Below are 18,775 nucleotides of genomic sequence, written 5' to 3'. Positions count from 1 at the left end.
ATGCCGATAATCGATAATTTTTTGTTGGATAATTCCAGGTTGGATGGGACACCGGGCGGCTTTAAGTATGCATCTGGGATTGTTAAATCTTCTGATTCGAATGGGCGAGTTATTTTCACAAGAAGTACCATGGAGGAAATATTATTGCCTTCCGTTGTAGTTTCTGGGTTAGGGTTTAAGCCGAGTATTATTTTTATAGGACCATTCAACGCCAGTTATAATTTGAGCTCCACGAATGGTACGTATTCAAAAAACATAAAGCACGGCGCTTGGCCTACGTATAATTGGTTTTGGGGTACGGGAGCAACAACTGCACCGGAGTTATATAGAGTTGTAGAAGGTTCCATACCAGTTAATGACGCCTATGTAACTAACGGCGGTTTTAGATTTCCATACGCATATTTAACTACTGATTTAGCATGGGAAGCTTATGGATAACCGCCGTGATATATAGACAGAAAAATAGAGAACTGAGTCTTGGGGGAGGGGATGCCAACAATTGAATTTGTAAGACGCAGCACGTCCGATAGCGGAGCGTGTTTTTTGTTGTGCCTGGAGTGGTCAGAGGATTTTTAAATTAAATAGATGGGGGATAGGAAGTTGGAGAACGTGGGGAAATGGGCTTTGGCCTTGGGTAGCTGGTTAGTGTCTTATTTATTTGGGGGATGGTCTGGAGTGTTGGGAGTATTGCTGGTGTTCGTGGTGCTTGATTATCTTACAGGTGTCGTAGCAGCCGGTTCTAATGGAGGATTGAAAAGTAAAATTGGCCTTATTGGGATTGCCCGTAAGGTCTTTATTTTTGCCATGGTTGCGGTTGGCCACTTGGTAGACGGCATCCTTGGTGATGAGCATTTGTTCAGGGACACTGTTGCCTTCTTTTACATTGCAAACGAATTGTTATCGATCACCGAGAACGGTGGGAAAATGGGTGCGCCTATACCGGCCGTAATCAAGCAAGCAATTGAGGTCCTGAAGGGCAAAGGTGGCAATGACAACGATAAGGGAGCTGGTACAAATGTTTAAAGTATGGATCGACGCAGGGCACGGAGGTAGGGACCCAGGAGCAGTGGCAAACGGCATCCAGGAGAAAGATATTGTTCTGAAGGTGTCGCTTGGTATCAAGAACCGATTGGAAGCGGATTATGAAAACGTGCAGGTGCTACTCTCCCGATCCACGGACGTATTCTTGGAGCTCCGCGATCGGACAGCCAAAGCGAACGCAGCCGGTGCAGACATTCTGGTTTCCATCCACTGTAATGCCGGTGGCGGTAAGGGCGGGTTTGAGTCCTTCCGGTTTACGTCTGCTTCCGAAAACAGTATCAAGCTGCAGGACAAGCTACACAAGGCTATTATGGGCAAGCTTGGCGGAATAGATCGTGGACAGAAGGCACAGAACTTACACATGGTTCGCGAATCTAAAATGCCGGCAGTCTTGACGGAAAACCTGTTTGTGGATGTGGCCACTGACGCGGATCGGCTGAAGCAGGCGAATGTAATTGATGTGATTATTGAAGGACACGTTCAGGGGATCGTTGCATACCTAGGACTAGTTGAAGATACGAAGGAGGGCAAGCCAGTGACACAGGAAAGAGACATTAACGTGCCAAGTAAGTGGGCAGAAGCGGCATGGGCAGAGGTTACGGCAAATGGATACTATGATGGCACCCGTCCTGGGGCGATGATCACACGAGAGGAATCCGGGATTGTGACGAACAGACTAAGGAAAAATATCCTGAAGCTGATTGCAGGAATCAACGGTAATGTGTCAGATCTGGACGATCGATTGAAGAAGATTGAAGCAGCAGAATAAGTGTGGTAACGGAATTGGAATTCGATATCATCGTTAAAAAGCCCCTCACTAGCGTTATAACAGTGAAGGGCTTTTTTTCATTTATTCAGTTTTGATGTGATTGGTTAGAATGACAAGGATAATAACTTGACTATAGAACATACGTTCGGTATAATTAACAAGAGAAAGGTTATTGACAGGCATGATATTATTGAAGGAAGGTGAACTATAACTAAGGGATGAGATTGTTTTGGGAATTCCGTTTGAGTCTATGAAGGAGTTAATAGTTGACATTTGTTCTGTTCATGATTCCTATTCTAGAGACTTTATTGGAGCTGTTCAGGGTGAGATGCTTAATCTCAAGAAAAAAAGAATAGATAGTATTATTACGAATGATCAAGATGAAGAACAACAAAACTTCCATCTATTTGATCCCTCATTCCTTGACTTGATACAAAATTATCAAGATGCATTAGGAAAACAAGTTGTGTACATGGATTATGATTTTGACTATCGTCATTTTGATTTCAGGCTTAGAATTAAACAAAAAGATTCGATTATCAATAAATTGTTTCACTATAGATATGCAAAAGCAGAGCAAGGTGGCGTTTCCATCAATAAATGTCTGAATGATTTACTCGGGTTCAGAATAATGATTGATGACTTTGATCATGCTAGTACCGATGTAGATGATTTTCTTGACGATATTAAGTCATCAATTGGGTATAAACTAAATTGTAACAACGCGTGTAAAGACGATTATAAAGCAACACATATATACATTAATGGAGATAATAAGTATTTCCCTTGGGAATTACAAATTTGGAATCCGATTGATGCAGAGCGTAATGAACAGTCTCATAAAGAACATAAAAGCAAAAGAGAATACATAAAGTGGCCTCAAGAATACAAAGAAGGACATTGAAAGGAGGTGGGCATCTTGGCTTTTCATTTTGTCGCAATATTAAGTGATTATATTGGAGGACAAAGGGTTGGATGGCATTATGCTTCCGAAGGTAAATTAGATCGGGAGATTGTTGCAGAATTTATGAACAAGGTTGAAAAATGTGGACATACAACTTTGGGGATTCATAAATTATCTACAGATTCAATCTCATGGACGTCAGTTGTGGAAAAAGATTCTTTCTTTAAGGACGTTCTTGTGTCAGAAGACATGGAAGTCTTTATAAGACAAATCACCGCGAGTAAAGAATTGAATGTGCATGATATTGTGAAGTTTATTCTAGCAATTAAGCCTGTTACACAACTTAAACTTCAAAAATTACTTTATTATGCTTATGCAGAATATCTTTTGAAAACTGGTCGTAAATTATTCCGTGAACCAATTGTTGCATATAAATATGGCCCTGTTGTAGAAGAAGTATATCAAGTACAACGCCATAACGGTTCATCTGTTATTGTCATGGAAGATGATGAATTCCAATTGTCTACAGGTGCATCTTTACCTGCTTCAGTTGTTCGTGTATTGGGATCAGAAGATGGTGTTGAAGCAACAGTATGCATCCTTGAAGTGGTAGGGAGATATTTTGATCTTGATGCAAGAGAATTAGTGGATAAAACTCATCAAGTCGGAGGTCCTTGGGATACAGTCTATCTTGAAGGAATGAATTGTCTTATCACGGACGATTTGATAAAGGGATCTCATCACTTGACTGTCTAAATTAAAAGGCCCTGCCAACGGCAAGGCCTTTTTTCTATAAGCCGTATAGTTTTATCACACAACGTGTCCGGTGCTTGTTTGTCCGCAGCTCAGCTGCAGCTTTGCGGCCCAGTAGCCTTCTGACAATCCGGACCGCTTGATAGTATTTACCTGCCCCAGTCACATAAATGTATGTGATGTCTCCCATGCTGTTATACTTCCAAGGTAATTGCATTCCCCAATCCAACTCTTCTATTACTTTTTGAAGTTTTTGATCGACAGTATTAAAGCAGCTACTGAGATAACGAATCCACCTATAGCAATAATCCAGATTGCGATATCCATTTTGCATACCTCCAGTTTCATTTTATTTTACATCTGTGTTAAGATTGGGGTGAGCAGGCGCTGTGTTAGCCGCCTACTCGGGAACTTTTAACGTTTGCGTGGTCCGCGGCGTTTGGTTCCTTTTTTCTTATTCTTGCTCTTAGCGGCACTTAGCATATTGACGATGGCCGTCGTCATGTTTGCGATCGCTGTTAGGAGCAAGACCCAATCTAACGTTTTCATTGCTGTTGTTCACCTCCTTACATTTATAATTATACAACGAAATTCGTTGAATGTCAACGATAATCGTTGAATTATATTCTATAAACGTGTATGATAATTATGAGGTGAGAGAGATGTTAAAGTTGAAATTGGCTGAGTTAATTGAAGAGAGGGATCTAAACACTCGTCAATTGAGCAAGTTGACTGGAATACGTTGGAATACAGTCGCAGATATGACCGAAAATAAATCTAAAGCTTGGTCACCTGAGAACCTCAATAAAATTATGGTTGCATTAGAACTTGATGATATCGGTCAGTTAATTGAATACAAAAAAGAGCAGGAGGGATAACCTCACTGCTCTTTTTTGTTAATGAGTTTTATTCTATATTACTAATTTTTTAATTATTCTCATGACCAAAATATAGGAATTATTCTACATAATATTACAATATAATCTATTAGAATTATATATTAGTAGTTTTGCCCTATATATAATTTGATTCTTATATCTCATTGAACATGCTGGGTATAAAATGTAATATTTCATTTGTTGTTAAAAAAAGGAGGAATTGATTTGAAAAAGTATTTATTAGGTTTATCATTTTTCACCGTATTGTTCTTTGGAGCCTTTTTCAATTTGAACAGCGTTAGTGCATCGCCTATTACCACTGGTGAACCAGAAGTAGAGGCTCAAACTAATGTTAATGGAGATATCGGTATTTTTGCTGAGATTGGCCCTACATATCCAGGTACAAATATCAAAATGCAAGTTGGAGATATTCTCTATTCAAGTAAGTCGAATAAAACAACATTTTTTGTTGGTCATGTTGGTATCGTAGGTTCTGACTTTAAGGTGTATCATGTTACACCAGCAAAGAACGGCGGTGCGGCAAGTGATATTACCTCATATGCTAAGTTGCATTTACCAGGTGAAAAGCTTAGTATCTATACTCCACGTGATGGTCGAGGAGTTAAAGCAGCAGCATGGGCAAAAAATAATTACAGTCGAGTTACGAAGTATGAAATTAAAGCTTCAGACAGACTCAGTGTGATGACCCCAAATTACTGTTCTAAATTCATTTGGCAAGCTTTTCATTATGGAGAAAATTTTGATGTCATCGGTAAAAATACCTCTGATCAAGACTGGGGAAGTGTAATCTTTCCTGCCATTTTCACTAATAGTACTTATTTTGTGTTAAAAGGTTCATTTATTGCTAATTAAATTAAGCTAAGAGGACCGTATCCTAGGTACGGTCCTTTTGATATAATTTGGTTATTACTTATTGCGATTAGGAGGTAAAATGAAAAAGTATAAGACTCAATGGATAATTCTTCTTCTTATTATTATTATTGTCCTTCTCTCTGGCGGTTGGTATTTAAATTATAAGTCGAAGATGCATAGTTTGGAGGAAAGCCTTCGCAATTATTTGATAAATGAGAAAGGAATAGAAAGTTCCGAAATCTTAAGTATACATGCTCGGAGAAGTAAGATGCCGATGTATCCTGTCACTGTTCAATTTAAAGATGACCCAGAAGAATATGTATATACAGATAGAGGAGGAAAGGAATGGGTTCAAGTCTACCCTGATCCTAATTGAATATGTCATTATATTAGCCTCATTTGAATATTAAGTTCAATGGGGCTTTTTTCTTGTTGAATAACGAACGTATATTCGCATATAATAGCCAAAAGCAAACAAACGTTCTTATTGGAGGGATAAACATGCCAGTGAAATACTTGGGTTGGTTGGTTGAAATCATATACGAGGATCAAAGTGGAAAGATCACGAAACGTCGTATCCAAGTCAAAAGCATACGATCCGGAATGATTAAAGCTGATGATCTATTGTCGGGGCAGCCACGTACTTTCCGCGAATCCGGTTTACTGGCATGCTATCCGATCAGGACGACAGCACAGGGGGCTTAAACATGTTGACGGATTATGAACGGAAGGTACTGAGGATCTTGTACAACTACAGTAGTGGGCGGCGTCGGCTGCCTACAATCCATGAATTGACTGTTAAAACGGGTAAGGGGGATAAAGTAGTTATGGCCGCCTTGGAGACCCTTATTACAACTGAATACATACACTGGGAGGATAAGTCTAACACGGCCAATATTGTGATCCTGGAAGGCTGGGAACGAGAGTCGGAAAAGCCTAAGCTTCCAGAGGCACCGACATCAGCTCAACCAAACGATTTAAGCTATTGGACCCAATACTGAGGAGGGATGCAATGTGGCAAGCAAATTGACGGCGAATGGTGTATATGAGGGATCGCGCATAATTCTTCCTGAACATCGAGAAGCATTTTTAAAGGATCAGAAGGAACAAGAGAGAAGGGGGAAGCCTGTCTTGGATGAACAGGAAATGCAGCTCATTGAAGAAGCGATTTTTGAATCGTACCAGGAATGCAGATCAATCACGTTAACCGTATTCAATCCGTTCGATGACGAGGAGCTGAGGGGCGTTGTGACATCGATCGATAAGCCAAACAGGAGAATCAAACTTGTACGGGGAGAAGAGGACTACAGTTGGCCAAGAATAGAAGAGATTATTAAAGCAAGCATATAAAAACGAGTAAGGCCTTGGTCATGCCTTTTTTCACAAATTAAAGACAATAAAGGAGCCTACTATTGCATTTTTTTGGTACTGAGGTTCCTTTATTTTGTTTATGGAGTTATTGTTATGAATAGCACAATATTACAAGGGGTGATCTTATAAACTGGACAGTATTTGTAGGCTTAGGTTTATATATTTACATTGTGATATTAGTGAGCTACCGCTTGATAAAAAAAGAAGAAACAAAACACCATATACAGAACATTGCATTACTGATTACTGCTATTATTTGCATAAACGCGATAGATTCAGTAAATATATTTAGACCGATAATTATGCTGGTTACGTTTGTGATTTTAGTTATATATGTATCTATTTTAATTATAAAAAATATTAAGAAGAGACCGGATTAATGAATCGGTCTCTTTTGTTATTTGAAAAAATCTCCCCCCAGTAGTCACAAATGTTGGTTTTCTTATTTGGCACGTGAGATCCGAGAAAGGTAAATAATTATTGTTGCTGTCGGATGAAAAATTAAGTACCAAATGGGGGTCGATGCCCCTCGCCTCCATTAGAGTAAGCAAAAGCCATCAACCAGTTGTTCTGGTTGGTGGTTTTTCTGTTTATGATATAATAAAGTATATATTTAGATTGGGGGATTCAAGATGTTTGAGAATCGAGAACAGCTCCAAGAAATTTTAAAGAAGGCAAATCAACATGCGCGGAAGCAAGCTCAAGAATCGGGTGCTTCTATTTATTATATAAAAAACAACAAACGCGTTCGTGAGGATGCTGAAGGTAAGAAATTCGAAATAATATTTGATGCCACTGGGAAGCGCCAGGAGTTTGAATATCATGAGTGAAACCAAACCAGTTATGACTGTGTTTGCTGGAACCAATGGAGCAGGGAAAAGTACACTTAGTATGCAAATGAGAGATTGGCTTGGTGAACTGGTAGATCCCGATCAGATTGCAAGAGAGTTGAAACCAGATAATCCTCGTAGTGCTGACCTGTCTGCTGGAAGGGAAGCCGTGAGAAGAATTCGCTCGCTCATAAAAAATGGTGAGAACTTTGCCATAGAAACGACATTGTCTGGATCATTTGTTCTGAAACATATGGAAATCGCTAAAGAGAAGAATTACGAAATTGTCCTGTATTACATCGGCCTTCAAGATGTCCAGATGCATATAGATCGTGTAGCTTCTCGTGTTGAGCAGGGTGGTCATTGGATTGCAGAAGAGGATATTCGTTATCGATATGGTGAGTCATTGAAGAACCTTACACCAGCTCTAGCCATTGCGGATCAAGTTATCATCATTGATAATACATACGAACCTTTAATTGTAGCGGAAATCGTGCAAGGTCACTTGATCTATTGTGTGGAGTTCATACCTGCTTGGGCTAATCCTGTTTTGGTTGGATGTTGATACTCGGGTGACATCAAAACTGTGACTACACCCGTAGAGGCTTATGTGTCGTTATCTTCGGACAGGGGTTCGAACTCCCCGATGCTTAAAAATCGCGAACAGCTCCAGGAAATTTTTGAAAAGAAAAATCAACATGCACGGAAACGCGAATACAACTTACCATCGAGTGTAACTTATACATATGTTAGTATAATCAAAAGTGAAAAAGGGGTGTGAAATGGTATACATTTCAGGACTGAACCTTATTCTACTGTCTTTTGGAGCTCTAGTATTATTTATAGGAATTAGTTATTTGATACTTAAAAGAATGCCTAGTACAAAATGGATTTTGTTATTTGTAATGATCCTTTACATTGCAATTAATTTTTGGTACTACTTACGGGGTAGTGCAAATTTGATTACATTATTAAGCACCATTGCATTAGGCTGTACTCTAACATTTCAAACTTTTAATAAGGCAAGAAAAGTTTGATTAAAAAGAACTTGTCGTTTTCTCGAATGACAGGTTCAATTTTTGTCTCCATAAGTAGATAAGAGAATCCGCAATCATCTAATTAAGTACCGAATGGGGGATGCCACCTCGCCTCCATCCGAGACAGCAAAGGAGACCCGTTAGGGTCTCTTTTGCTTTGTCTATGAGGTTAAGAAGCACCCGCGCCAGTGAAAGAAGCTCCCGAGTACGGCATTGCAATCTACGCAAAGATTTCATCGTCAATGGCAGTGAATCTACTAAATTAACTTTAATTATTGAATAGTGGTTCCGTGCGAAGCAAATAATTACCCCTTACCTCCGCCGTCCAATTGGCAAAGACCTCTCTCCATTGAACACTGTTAAAGAAATCGTCTACGGATTGGTTGTCGGAATCCCAGTCAACAAATATATTGAGAGGTGTGATTCCTCCGGCCCAGATTCCATTACTGACGTCCGTTCCCTTCTCTCTCACCAATAAGATTGGAATGCCGAATTGAAAGGCCATGGCAGGCTCGATTTGCGAAAACGTCGATCCTTCCCAGAACGGAGTGGTCGTCGGTGGCCCCCCTACATTGGATTCGAGAATTTGAACAAAAAATCTTCGGAAGTTGATTGCGAGTAATCCATAGCTTGAAAAAACCAGGCGTCGTATATTCGTCAGAATGTTTTCCGGGTATTGTTCACTAACGGGCAATGTGCGGGGAAAGAGTAGTGCATCTTCAATTTCCCTAATCAGACGGTTCAAAAATTGCTCTTGCAAGTCATTTACCGTGTTGGTTGTACTCAGAAATATAGGAATACGAAAAGCACGATCCACACAGGCATCGATAGCCGATGATGTGCCCTTTTCATTATGGATGGGCTTATTCGGATTTGAGGCGGAGGTTCTTAAATGGCCACGGACGGGTGGAAGCTCCGTTACCATGCTTACGGGAGAAAGTTTTTTCATGGGGAATTGCTGAGTCTTCGCCTTATTTTTTGGATTACTCAATGTTCACATCTCCAATGCATAAATCTGGTTTATATTTAGCCCCAGTCTATGCACATTAGCCCATTTGTGTGACGTGATACTCATGAAGGGGGAGGATCTACACTTTACCCATCAGCATCTTGCTGTAATATTTTGAAAATTTACTTCGTACTAGGATGTAATTTATAATAATAAGTTAATATAAACTGCGTCAGGAGGATACAATGGACTTTATCAAAAATCAACTAGACGGAACGGGCATGAGTGAACAAACCATTGGATATCTTTCGAATATGATCATGGTGGTATTTATAGCTGTGGTCTCCATACTGGCCAATTTTATAGCCAAAAAAATCGTATTGAAGATTATTATCCAAATCGTCAACAACAATCGGTACACGTGGGATAAAATCATTGTGGAGAAAAAAGTGTTTCACAAGCTCTCGCATCTCGTACCGGCAATTATCATCTATTATTCGGCGTATATCTTCCCGTCCTATCAAGCTTTAATTGAAAAAGCTGCTCTAACTTATATGATCGTCATAACCATCACGGTATTAAATGCGCTGCTCAACGCCTTTGATACCATATATCGTTCCTATGAAGTCTCCAAGATCAGACCGATTAAGGGATACATTCAGGTGGCCAAAATTGTCCTTTTCATCATTGGGGGCATAATCGTCATTTCGAGCCTGATTGGTCAGAATCCGTTGATTATTCTCAGTGGACTTGGCGCTTTATCAGCTGTTCTGATGCTCGTCTTCAAGGATTCCATATTGGGACTGGTGGCAGGCGTGCAATTATCATCGAATGACATGGTGCGTGTTGGTGACTGGATTGAAATGCCCAAATATAATGCTGACGGCGACGTCATCGATATTACGTTAAACACGGTAAAGGTTATGAATTTTGATAAAACGATCACGATGATTCCAAGCTACGCGCTCATCTCGGATTCGTTCAAAAACTGGAGAGGCATGCAAGTCTCCGGTGGCAGAAGGATTAAGCGAAGCGTCTATATTGATACGAGCAGCATAAGCTTCTGCACTAAGGAAATGATTGGGGAATTTCAGAAGATCCACTATCTTACGGACTATCTTGAGACCAAATTAAATGAAATTAACGAATACAATACGGAACACCACATTAATACGGAAAGCATTGTGAACGGTAGACAGCTTACGAATGTGGGTGTATTCAGGGAATATATCCATCAATATTTAAGGAATCATCCGAAAATTCATAAGGATATGACGTTGATCGTGAGACAATTAGCACCGGGAGATAACGGACTACCACTTGAAATTTATGCATTCAGTAATGATATCACCTGGGGGGTATATGAATCGGTTCAAGCGGATATCTTTGACCACATCTTCGCTGTTGCGCCGACATTTGGCCTTCGTGCTTTCCAGAATCCAACGGGACACGATATCGTGCAATTAAAAGAAAGCCCGCAATATTCGAGAGGATATTGAGATAGGTTATTTACCTGATCCAATATGAAATGAGCAGAGGAAGCACCGTAAAGGTGCTTTTTTTGTTTAAAAAGTGACATATATACTATTTACAAATCTGGAAATAATTAATAGTATATTTATATGGGCATGATTTCCAGATTTTGTTTTACCCTATCATTTTGAAGCTATATAAATTGAACTAAACATTTACACGAGAACGGAGAGGACAGAAATAACATGAAGAAGCGGAGCGTTCGCCTTTATCCCCGGATTTTACCCTTTGAAAAAGGGAATCCACAAAAATCTGGGGATAACAGCGATCGGAAGGTTATTCTGTCATCGGAGTGGCAAGTGTAAATTATTTTTTAGTTCAATTTATATAGAAATACAATGTCCCGCTTGGAAGATTGGAAAATTTAATGGAGGTGAATCTCATGGCACGTGTATTAGTTGTAATGATGCCTGCAGAAGGGCATATCAATCCGACGCTCGGAATAATCAAGGAACTGGTGGAGAACGGCGATGAAGTTGTCTACTGTTGTACGGAACAATACCGGACGAAGATTGAAGCGTTAGGCGCACAATTTAAAGCATACTCCTTCAACGAGGCAACCCTGCTCAACAACCCGGATATGAAGCCGTTTGAAATCAAGCACCCTTACCAATTTTTATATATGGTTTTGAAAAAAATTATTCAACGATTTATTCCGGATGTTCTCAATCTGATCGAAAATGAAACCTATGATTATTTAATTTTTGACTCCTTAATAGGCTGGGGAGGACAAATTTTAGGGGAAAAGCTGGGTATACCAGTGGTATGCTCAACCACGACCTTTGTTTTTGTGGAGCCTCTCGGATTCGGTAATCAACTGAAGGATGACGATGAGGAGGTTAAGGAGCTATACAACGGCATCATCGAGATGTCCCAGCAAATTGCTTCTCAGTTCAATGTGGCTGTGCCTTCCCTGGCGGATCTTTCAGGGCATCCCGGGCAACTAAAGCTGGTCTATACCAGCCGATATTTTCAACCCATGGGGGACAAGCTGGATGACAGCTATGTGTTCACCGGCCCATCTATTTTACCCCGTAAGGATGCACCAGCCTTTGCAAAGGAATCTCTGCATGCCCTCTATAAACAGGCGGTATATATTTCGATGGGGACCATTTTAAATAAGGATCTTGAATTCTATAAGCTGTGCTTTATGGCTTTTCGGGATTTGCCTGTGCAGTTTATATTGTCTTCGGGAAAGGATACGGATTTGGAGCCCATTGCGGATCTCATTCCTGATAATTTCATGATCAGACCCTACCTTCCACAATTGGAGGTTTTGCAGGGCGTAGATGCTTTTCTGACACATGCAGGCATGAACAGTACAAGCGAAGCTTTGTATTACAATGTTCCGTTGGTTATGCTCCCGTTAACCTCTGATCAGCCGCGTGTAGCAGGTCGGGTGCAGGAGCTGGGAGCAGGGGTCATCGTGGATAAAAATAACCTTACACCCGACGTGCTGAGAACCGCGGTATTAGAGGTGCTCGGCAACGAATCCTACAAGGAACATGCTGAGGTTATTGGGAAAACATTACGCGACGCTGGCGGGTACAAGCAGGCTGCTATGGCCATTCAGAACTTTATGGGCAAGCGGTCGTTATCGGCCACGACCATCTCTTCGCTTGAATAAAGAGGCAACTTGCCTCTATTAAAATTAGACGAGAAAGCCACTCCCCCATTTAACGGGTGGGTGGCTTTCATTTGATTCATCCGCGTATGGAGGGGTAGAATAAACGAGAGGGCATATCACTTTATCCATATCGCTTAGTATACCTTTCGCAAAGGAGAGTTTTGAGATGAATCATACAATCCCGGAATATACGTTGAATGATGGCTTGAAAGTACCTGCCATTGGCTTTGGTACCTATAGCTTAAAAGGAGAAAAAGGTGTCAATTCCATAGCATCCGCGATGGATGCAGGTTACCGACTGATTGACACAGCATATAACTATGAGAATGAGGCGACTGTTGGAAAAGCCATTAAGCAGAGCTCCGTTTCCAGAGAAGACCTGCTGATCTCATCCAAACTGCCAGGGCGTTACCATGCCTTTGAAAAGGCGATTGTAGCCATCCAGGAATCTCTATACAGAGCAGATCTGGATTATTATGATCTATATCTGATTCACTGGCCGAATCCGAAGCAGGATATGTATGTGGAAGCGTGGCAGGCACTCATTGAGGCGAAGAAACGCGGATATATCCGTTCCATCGGAGTTAGCAATTTCCTTCCGGAACATAATGACCGCCTGATTAAGGAGACGGGAGTAGCGCCAAGTTTGAATCAGATTGAGCTGCATCCATTCTTTGACCAAGCCGATCAGCGGAAGAAGGATTCACAGCATGGTATTGTGAACGAATCATGGAGTCCTATTGGGCGTGGCAATGATGCTGTACAGGATATCGTAAAAGATGAAAAGATCCTTCGGATTGCCGAGGCCCATGGCAAAACGGCTACTCAGGTTATTTTGCGCTGGCATACCCAGCTTGGTTCAATTCCGATCCCCAAAGCAGGCTCTCTTCAACACCAGCAAGAAAATATCGATATATTCGATTTCGAGCTGAGCGAGAAGGAGATGGAAGTCATCTCTTCTTATCATCGTGAGGATGGACGGTTGTGGAATCAGGACCCGAGTGAATACGAAGAGTTTTAAATTGCTGAATGTGAAAACGTGCGATTCACCGTAAGGTGAGGAAAACGAGTATAAAGGAAACGTAGCCTCCTATTCTACAAAGATGTGAAGTGCACCCCTTAGAATAGACATTGGAAAAACCCCTGGGTTTAGCCGATGAAATTCTAGGGGGTGTATTTTTTTATGGCGATTAAGGGACAAAAGTTTAAAACGTATTCGGAGAAGATAAAAAATGAGGCTATTCGTTTGCATACGGTTGAGGGGTGGACTTATCGAAAGATTAATGAACATCTGGGGATTCATGATCCAGGACGAATGAAGCGCTGGATGCGAAAATATCGGGAACAAGGTGAGTTTGGACTGATGGATCAGCGAGGTCGACGTAAAGAATACTTGGATCAAGACCGCTTTGTACAAAAACTGAAACGGGAGAATGAGTTGCTAAAAAAGTGCTTGGTCATCTGGAAGGAGGAAGCAAACAAGAAAGATTTCAGATCATAGAAAAAGTAGCGGCATACGGTGATATCCAGAAACTTTGTGATGTGTTTGGCGTGTCACGGAGTGGATTTTATGCCTATGTAAAACGTAAACGATTCGATCGCGACGCAAAGGCGAAGAAACAAGTGCTTCAAACGTATCAACGATATGAAGGCAAATATGGTTATCGGCAGCTCCAGTTGTTCCTTTGGCAAGATCAGGGGATTTGGATGAACCACAAAAAGGTGCTCCGCCTGATGCAAATGCTCGGTATTCAATCTCGAATCCGTCGTAAACGGCGCTCCAGCAGCTCGTATACACCTGCGCAGCGTGTAGCAGAGAACCTCTTGAAGCGAGATTTCAGTGCAGAAAAACCGAATCAGAAATGGGTAACGGACATTACCCAGTATCGTGTGGGAGAGCGCTGGATATATCTTTCAGCCATAAAGGATCTGTTTAATAACGAAATTGTGGCTTACGAAATAGGCGAACGCAACGACAATGAACTGGTGCTTCGCACATTCAGCAAGGCGTTTGCGAAGCAAAAAGACGTGACCGGACTGGTCGTTCATAGCGACCAAGGATTCCAGTACACGTCTCATGCTTACCACGACATGCTGCCAAAGGTTGGCGCCCGAATCAGCATGTCTCGCCGAGGAAATTGTTATGACAATGCCTCGATGGAGAGTTTCTTCTCGCATCTCAAAACGGAAGGACTCTATCCTTATCATATCCGAACGCTTAGCGAAGCACAAAGCAAAATCGAAAAATATATCCGTTTTTACAACCGAAAACGGCCACAACGGAAACTAAAAAAACTGACGCCGGTAGAGTACCGACGCCAGTTTGCAGCCTAGGGTCTTTTTATAATGTCTACTAAATGGGGTCTTGACCAATGTAGATAGGGGGCTTTTTGCTGTATGTTTTTACAAAACTTATGGTTTACTAAACAGGTGTGACTGGTTCAATATTCTTCTAAACGATTTGACCAAATGGTTATTTGGAAAGAGTGTTCTTCACTTTTGTTGCTTCACCATTCAATCTGGAAATATGATCTTGATCTCTTGCATTCATATGCAAATCCTGCGCTGCACAAGGAAACATCAAATTTTGGATATGTCGGCAAGAATGGAGGATAGCCATTATAGCGGGCAAGCGGTAACTTTATGGGGAGCGATGACAGGGTTGCCTATCAACGATACGAATTCAATGGGGGGACGTGAAGCAATGAAACGGTCATGGAGAAAACGACTGGCAATTGGAATCTGCCTGATGATGAGTATTACTGCTCTTGCAGGCTGCTCGGGAGGCAACGGAAGTGCAGGTGAAGCAGAAGGAGATGGACCTACACCCATTTCAATCTGGATGTCGATGAATACGAATGCGTCCATCACACTCAAGAGCATGAATGAAATCACGGCGATTAAGGAATGGGAAAAGAAAACCAATACCAAAATCGAATTCCAGCATCCCGCGGTGGGTGCCGAGACCGAACAGTTCAACGTCATGATTGCCTCGAATCAGCTGCCTGATGCCATGTTTGTCAATGGAGATTACGCCAAACTGTTCAATGATGGTATCATCATTCGACTTAACGAACTCATTGATGAATACGCTCCCAATTTGAAAAAGACCCTGGAGGAGAATCCCGAGGTTGCCAAACAGTTAAAAGCCGACAACGGAGATATCTATGCGATACCGCATCTGCGTCTGGGGGAATACAAAACCTTCGGCGGTACGTTCATCCGTCAGGATTGGCTGGATGAGCTGAAGCTGGAGAAACCGGAAACGATTGAGGAGTGGGAGACAGTACTCAAGGCCTTCAAGGAGAAAAAAGGCGTAGCAGCGCCCCTGTTGTTTGGTGCACCCCCAAAAATGACCACGATGGGACCAGCCGCACCGACGTATCTGGAGGCTTACGGCATCACTAATAATACATTTATGAAAGATGGCAAGGTCGTCTATGGACCAATCGAGCCGGAATATAAGGAGTTTCTAACGATGTTCCATCGCTGGTATCAGGAGGGATTGATTGATCCCGATTTTGCTACCAATGACCAGAAAACATATGACGCCAAAATTTTGAGCAGTCAAGCTGGTGCGTTTTTCACCTATATCGGTGGAGGTGTAGGCCGCTACCTGCCCGCTCTGCAGGAAACGGATCCGAACGCCAATCTGACAGCCGTGCAATATCCGGTGCTGAACAAAGGGGATGAGCCGATGTTTACCGGACGTTCCTGGGAGTGGAGCAGTAGCGGCGTTGTGATCACCAATAGCAACAAACACCCGGAAGAAACGATCAAGGCACTCGATTATTTCTTCAGTGAAGAAGGACATATGCTGAAAAATTTCGGTGTGGAGGGCCTCACCTATACGATGAAGGACGGTTACCCGACGTATAACGATGAGATTTTGAAAAATCCGGACGGTCTGTCGGTTGCTCAGGCCATGGCCAAACATTTTATTGCGAACTATCCCTTCGTAGGGGAGGATGACGATCGGTACAATGAGCAGTATTATCAGCTCCAGCAGCAGAAGGATGCGGCGGTTCTGTTCTCCAAATACAGTGAGAATACGCTGAAGGTAGGCCTTCCTCCTACCAGTCTGACGACTGAAGAATCTACGGAGTACAGCAAAATCATGAGTGATATTGGAACTTATCGGGATGAGATGTTCGTCAAATTCGTCATTGGGGTTGAGCCGATTGAGAACTTTGACAAGTTTGTCGATCAGATCAACAAGTTTAACGTGAAACGGGCTATTGAAATTCAGCAAGCGGCCTTGGACCGGTATAACGCCAGATAAGGAGGAGATGCCCACGAGCGGTGAAGCCATCTTTACCGCTTCACCGCCGTGGACGCCCTCTTTGGAATGAAAAAGGAAGGGGATGAAGGAGTTGTCGCACAAGCTTTCCTTGTTATGGCTTAATTACAAAAAGAATAAAGCCATCTATTGGATGGCTCTTCCCGTCGTTTTATATTTTCTCGTCTTCAAATACTTTCCGATGTACGGGGCCATCATTGCGTTCAAGGACTACTCGGTGGGCAAAGGCATATGGGGCAGTGATTGGGTCGGATTTCAGCATTTTCAGGATTTCTTCCAGAGCTATTATTTCTGGCGAATTCTGAAGAATACTCTATTGCTAAGTTTTTATCAGTTGTTGTTCGGTTTCCCGGCTCCCATTCTTCTTGCTCTTCTGCTTAATGAGCTCAGGCATGAGATCTTCAAACGCACGGTGCAAACGATCTCGTACATTCCCCATTTTATTTCCATTGTCGTCATCTGCGGCATGATTGTTGATTTTTCGTCCCGAGATGGACTGTTTAATACCATTATTGGTTATTTTGGCGGTCAGAGCAGCGCACTTCTTAGCGATCCGGCCAATTTTCGTACCATATATACCGCCTCATCAATCTGGCAGGAGCTTGGTTTTTCCAGCATCATCTATTTGGCTGCACTTAGCGGCATCAACCCCGAGCTTTATGATGCTGCCAACGTGGACGGAGCGAGTCGGCTTCGCCAGGTGTGGCATATCACGCTTCCCGGCATCATTCCGATGATTATGATTCTCCTCATACTCCGCATTGGTGGACTGATGGAGATTGGGTTCGAGAAAATTATTCTGCTCTATAATCCGAACGTGTATGATACGGCAGATGTAATCTCGACGTTTGTTTATCGCAAAGGGATAAGTGAAAGTGCCGAATTCAGCTATACGACCGCGGTGGGTCTCTTCCAGTCGGTCATTAACTTTACGCTGCTAATCGGTGCCAATCGCCTGTCCAAGGTGATATCCAATACCAAGCTGTTCTAACCAAGAACGAGGTGAAGGGAGGGATTTCTTTGCGAGTGAAAAGATCCATTGGAGAGCGGCTGTTTGGTGGTGCGAACGCAATGTTGATGACAGGTCTGATTATCATAACCTTGTATCCACTGCTGCATGTGCTAAATGCGTCGCTTAGTGACTCAAGTCAGCTCATGGCCCATAGAGGTCTGCTGCTTTTTCCCAAAGGCATTACGATGGACAGCTACAAGCTGGTACTGAGCAACCCCAACATTCTATCCGGATACCGGAACACGATATTCATTGTGGTGGTGGGCACGGCGCTGAATCTGCTGTTTACCATTCTGGGGGCGTATACGTTGTCCCGCAAAAGCTTCATGCTCCGCAATCCGATCATGCTGGCGATTGTATTTACGATGTTTTTTAACGGCGGAATCATCCCGTCCTATCTGTTGATCAATAACACGCTCCATATGGGGAACAGCCTGTGGGCTCTGATTATACCGGGTTTGATCAGCAGCTATAATCTGATTATTATGCGGACTTCCTTTGCAGAAATCTCAGAAAGTCTGCTAGAGTCGGCCCGTATAGACGGGGCAGGGGAGATGCTTATTCTCTGGCGGATCGTCGTACCATTGTCGATGCCCGTCATTGCGGTGATGATTCTCTTTTACGGCGTCGGTCACTGGAATTCCTGGTTTAGCGCGATCCTGTACATTCGGGACCGGAACCTGTTCCCACTTCAACTGGTGTTAAGGGAAATTCTGATTCAGAACAGTACGGATTCGATGACAACAGGAGCCACCGCTATGGACAAAGAGGCCATCGGGGAAAGTGTAAAATACGCAACGGTCATGGTAGCCACCCTGCCTATATTGTTCATCTATCCATTTCTGCAGAAATACTTTGTTAAAGGTGTTATGATCGGAGCAATCAAAGAATAGAGTTG

23 protein-coding genes are annotated in these 18,775 nt (G+C 42.3%); 21 read left to right on the top strand and 2 right to left on the bottom strand.

Annotation, left to right across the window (positions count from 1 at the left end):
- From Q0V21_RS24870 to Q0V21_RS24850, 5 genes are all read left to right on the top strand, one after another.
- Window positions 1-438 carry a hypothetical protein gene (locus Q0V21_RS24870; protein WP_301881060.1) on the top strand — a complete coding sequence of 146 codons (438 nt, stop codon included), beginning with the start codon at window positions 1-3 and terminating at the stop codon, window positions 436-438.
- Window positions 439-585: 147 nt separating this feature from the next.
- On the top strand, window positions 586-1,023 hold the full coding sequence (locus Q0V21_RS24865) for a phage holin family protein (RefSeq protein ID WP_301881059.1): 438 nt from the start codon (window positions 586-588) through the stop codon (window positions 1,021-1,023).
- On the top strand, window positions 1,016-1,810 hold the full coding sequence (locus Q0V21_RS24860) for an N-acetylmuramoyl-L-alanine amidase (RefSeq protein ID WP_301881058.1): 795 nt from the start codon (window positions 1,016-1,018) through the stop codon (window positions 1,808-1,810). The genes Q0V21_RS24865 and Q0V21_RS24860 overlap by 8 nt, the downstream gene beginning before the upstream one ends.
- A gap of 229 nt (window positions 1,811-2,039) precedes the next feature.
- Window positions 2,040-2,714 (top strand): nucleotidyltransferase family protein, encoded by a 675-nt coding sequence (locus tag Q0V21_RS24855; protein WP_301881057.1) that lies wholly within the window; start codon window positions 2,040-2,042, stop codon window positions 2,712-2,714.
- Between the two features lie 15 nt (window positions 2,715-2,729).
- Window positions 2,730-3,470, top strand: a complete 741-nt coding sequence (locus tag Q0V21_RS24850; RefSeq protein WP_301881056.1) for a Panacea domain-containing protein — start codon at window positions 2,730-2,732, stop codon at window positions 3,468-3,470.
- 411 nt (window positions 3,471-3,881) lie between these two features.
- Here Q0V21_RS24850 and Q0V21_RS24845 read toward each other — a convergent pair whose 3' ends face one another.
- Window positions 3,882-4,016, bottom strand: coding sequence for a hypothetical protein (locus tag Q0V21_RS24845; protein WP_256984622.1), 135 nt, complete (start codon window positions 4,014-4,016; stop codon window positions 3,882-3,884).
- A gap of 113 nt (window positions 4,017-4,129) precedes the next feature.
- On the opposite strand from Q0V21_RS24845, the gene Q0V21_RS24840 reads away from it, so the two are divergent.
- From Q0V21_RS24840 to Q0V21_RS24805, 8 genes are all read left to right on the top strand, one after another.
- A complete protein-coding gene (locus tag Q0V21_RS24840; protein ID WP_301881055.1) occupies window positions 4,130-4,345 on the top strand; it encodes a helix-turn-helix domain-containing protein in 216 nt (71 codons plus the stop codon).
- 225 nt (window positions 4,346-4,570) lie between these two features.
- Window positions 4,571-5,218, top strand: coding sequence for a hypothetical protein (locus tag Q0V21_RS24835; RefSeq protein WP_301881054.1), 648 nt, complete (start codon window positions 4,571-4,573; stop codon window positions 5,216-5,218).
- 79 nt (window positions 5,219-5,297) lie between these two features.
- Window positions 5,298-5,594, top strand: a complete 297-nt coding sequence (locus tag Q0V21_RS24830; protein ID WP_301881053.1) for a DUF3139 domain-containing protein — start codon at window positions 5,298-5,300, stop codon at window positions 5,592-5,594.
- Between the two features lie 125 nt (window positions 5,595-5,719).
- Complete coding sequence (locus Q0V21_RS24825; protein WP_063564804.1) at window positions 5,720-5,923, top strand: hypothetical protein; 204 nt, start codon at window positions 5,720-5,722, stop codon at window positions 5,921-5,923.
- A gap of 2 nt (window positions 5,924-5,925) precedes the next feature.
- On the top strand, window positions 5,926-6,219 hold the full coding sequence (locus Q0V21_RS24820) for a hypothetical protein (RefSeq protein WP_301881052.1): 294 nt from the start codon (window positions 5,926-5,928) through the stop codon (window positions 6,217-6,219).
- Window positions 6,220-6,232: 13 nt separating this feature from the next.
- Complete coding sequence (locus tag Q0V21_RS24815; RefSeq protein WP_301881051.1) at window positions 6,233-6,568, top strand: YolD-like family protein; 336 nt, start codon at window positions 6,233-6,235, stop codon at window positions 6,566-6,568.
- Window positions 6,569-7,221: 653 nt separating this feature from the next.
- The gene (locus tag Q0V21_RS24810) at window positions 7,222-7,419 is read left to right on the top strand and encodes a hypothetical protein (RefSeq protein ID WP_024629495.1); all 198 of its coding nucleotides are present in this window, start codon (window positions 7,222-7,224) and stop codon (window positions 7,417-7,419) included.
- Complete coding sequence (locus tag Q0V21_RS24805; RefSeq protein WP_301881050.1) at window positions 7,412-7,984, top strand: ATPase; 573 nt, start codon at window positions 7,412-7,414, stop codon at window positions 7,982-7,984. The genes Q0V21_RS24810 and Q0V21_RS24805 overlap by 8 nt, the downstream gene beginning before the upstream one ends.
- 740 nt (window positions 7,985-8,724) lie before the next feature.
- Here Q0V21_RS24805 and Q0V21_RS24800 read toward each other — a convergent pair.
- Complete coding sequence (locus tag Q0V21_RS24800) at window positions 8,725-9,447, bottom strand: hypothetical protein (protein ID WP_301881049.1); 723 nt, start codon at window positions 9,445-9,447, stop codon at window positions 8,725-8,727.
- A gap of 203 nt (window positions 9,448-9,650) precedes the next feature.
- Here Q0V21_RS24800 and Q0V21_RS24795 point away from each other — a divergent pair, with 203 nt between their 5' ends.
- The 8 genes from Q0V21_RS24795 to Q0V21_RS24760 all read left to right on the top strand — a co-directional run bounded on the left by Q0V21_RS24795 (window position 9,651) and on the right by Q0V21_RS24760 (window position 18,770).
- Complete coding sequence (locus Q0V21_RS24795) at window positions 9,651-10,904, top strand: mechanosensitive ion channel family protein (RefSeq protein ID WP_301881048.1); 1,254 nt, start codon at window positions 9,651-9,653, stop codon at window positions 10,902-10,904.
- A gap of 416 nt (window positions 10,905-11,320) precedes the next feature.
- Window positions 11,321-12,565 carry a macrolide family glycosyltransferase gene (locus Q0V21_RS24790; protein WP_301881046.1) on the top strand — a complete coding sequence of 415 codons (1,245 nt, stop codon included), beginning with the start codon at window positions 11,321-11,323 and terminating at the stop codon, window positions 12,563-12,565.
- 166 nt (window positions 12,566-12,731) lie between these two features.
- Window positions 12,732-13,586 (top strand): aldo/keto reductase, encoded by an 855-nt coding sequence (locus tag Q0V21_RS24785; protein WP_301881045.1) that lies wholly within the window; start codon window positions 12,732-12,734, stop codon window positions 13,584-13,586.
- A 162-nt stretch (window positions 13,587-13,748) separates the two neighbouring features.
- Window positions 13,749-14,066, top strand: a complete 318-nt coding sequence (locus Q0V21_RS24780; protein WP_079350485.1) for a helix-turn-helix domain-containing protein — start codon at window positions 13,749-13,751, stop codon at window positions 14,064-14,066.
- A complete protein-coding gene (locus tag Q0V21_RS24775) occupies window positions 14,015-14,899 on the top strand; it encodes an IS3 family transposase (protein WP_301879581.1) in 885 nt (294 codons plus the stop codon). Before Q0V21_RS24780 ends, Q0V21_RS24775 begins: the two co-directional genes overlap by 52 nt.
- 259 nt (window positions 14,900-15,158) lie before the next feature.
- Entirely contained in the window at window positions 15,159-16,847 is a 1,689-nt protein-coding gene (locus Q0V21_RS24770; protein ID WP_301881200.1) for an extracellular solute-binding protein, read from the top strand.
- Window positions 16,848-16,929: 82 nt separating this feature from the next.
- Window positions 16,930-17,856 carry an ABC transporter permease gene (locus Q0V21_RS24765; RefSeq protein ID WP_443146326.1) on the top strand — a complete coding sequence of 309 codons (927 nt, stop codon included), beginning with the start codon at window positions 16,930-16,932 and terminating at the stop codon, window positions 17,854-17,856.
- Window positions 17,857-17,885: 29 nt separating this feature from the next.
- Window positions 17,886-18,770 (top strand): carbohydrate ABC transporter permease, encoded by an 885-nt coding sequence (locus Q0V21_RS24760; protein ID WP_301881044.1) that lies wholly within the window; start codon window positions 17,886-17,888, stop codon window positions 18,768-18,770.
- Window positions 18,771-18,775: the final 5 nt, after the last annotated feature.

It is taken from the genome of Paenibacillus sp. 11B (assembly GCF_030487755.1).
Lineage (GTDB): Bacteria > Bacillota > Bacilli > Paenibacillales > Paenibacillaceae > Paenibacillus > Paenibacillus vandeheii.
This window is presented reverse-complemented; position numbering and strand designations above follow the sequence as displayed.